Source organism: Candidatus Protochlamydia sp. R18 (assembly GCF_000648255.1).
Taxonomy (GTDB): domain Bacteria; phylum Chlamydiota; class Chlamydiia; order Chlamydiales; family Parachlamydiaceae; genus Protochlamydia; species Protochlamydia amoebophila.
This window is the reverse complement of the sequence record NZ_BASL01000649.1, coordinates 1-1,355: the sequence shown is the minus strand read 5'-3', so window position 1 is coordinate 1,355 and position 1,355 is coordinate 1. Positions and strand designations below refer to the sequence as shown.

2 protein-coding genes are annotated in these 1,355 nt (G+C 35.0%); one reads left to right on the top strand and one right to left on the bottom strand.

The annotated features are described in order from the left end of the window. The coding region (locus TY19_RS16145; RefSeq protein ID WP_042280379.1) for a hypothetical protein at positions 1 to 1,079 on the top strand (1,079 nt) is incomplete at its 5' end. Positions 1,080 to 1,164: 85 nt separating this feature from the next. Here the strand turns inward: TY19_RS16145 and TY19_RS12670 are convergent. Beyond that, a partial coding sequence (locus TY19_RS12670; RefSeq protein ID WP_255346658.1) for an IS1 family transposase occupies positions 1,165 to 1,355 on the bottom strand: 191 nt, incomplete at its 5' end.

The following is a 1,355-nucleotide window of genomic DNA, read 5'->3' as shown; positions in this document are numbered from 1 at the left end:
ACGCTGCCTGCCATAAAATTGATAGCGGTTGTCGCAAAATTGATGAAAAACTTTCCACTATTATTCCTCAAATTCAGGATTTAGAAGCCCAACAACAAGAATTTAAGCAAACGGTTGCAGAAACTTGCCTTATCCAGGCTGAAACAAGGGAAACCATTGGGCAAATTCAGGCAGAGATTGAGGGAATAAGAGTGTATACTTCTATTCCCACTCAAGAAGAACTAGATAACGGAAAAGAACAAAATCCACTACTGGCATCCATGCAAACGCAATGTGAAATACTGCGCTCTCACATAGACTTTATGAATACAATAAATGAGAAAAAATCCGCTGATTTAAAGGCATTCAATCAAGCCTTTCAAGAACTTCAAGAATCTTATGAGGAACTAGAAATTCTTAGGCAAGAAATAAAACAGTTTCAACAAGATGATGAAGAGTTTGTAAAAGGTGTAGAAGAGCTTCGAGAAGATGGCAAACAGCTTGCACAAGCAGTGGAAGAGCTTGGAGAAGATAACAAACGGTTTGCACAAGCAGTGGAAGAGCTTGGAGAAGATAACAAACGGTTTGCACAAGGAGTAGAAAAGTTTGGAGAAGATAACGAACGGCTTGCGGAAGAAACAAATAAGCTAACTGAAGGTGTACAAGCCCTTAAAATCGATATAAAAGAAATCGATCAAACACATGAAAGGTTGGAAAACCGGTTACAAGAAATACAAGAAACTGAGCGATTAATGAAAAAAATTACCAAACTATTTAATTCCTCTCAAGTTTCAGATTCGCAAACGTCAACAACGCAAACTTCTCTAACAGGCGTAAATTTACACTCGCAGCAAACAACAAAACGTAAAATTACATTTCTTGGTTCAATCAAAAACTTAATATTTCATTCATCTTCTCGTAAAAATTTTTCGACTTCATTCTTAAATCAGATTCGTTTAATTTTTGCTTGGATTGGTATTTTTCAAATTGCCAATGCGATTYTGTCATCCTGCCAAACTAAAAAAAATCATCCTTCTAATCAAAAGGGAGCMTTTTTTTCTGCTATYTCATCTTCCAAGAGAAAGCAAAGTGATGAGTAAAAAATTTGCAATTAAAATAATTTRMWACGATTAATTTGCMAAACTAAACGGCRTATAGCCAATTGAAATGAGAATTTAGGTAGTGCTAAATAGGTAAGGCTCTCAATTGTCTATTGTAATCACAAATAAAGTATTTTATTAACCCCATGTGATTAGTTAGTTTTTTAGAAAATGAAAGTGTTTTCCTTACAAGTCTTGCACATCTTTGTCTGAGGGAACAATTAAATCTTTCAATATAGCTTGTCTGACCAGATTGCTTGCTAACTGGTTGATGTT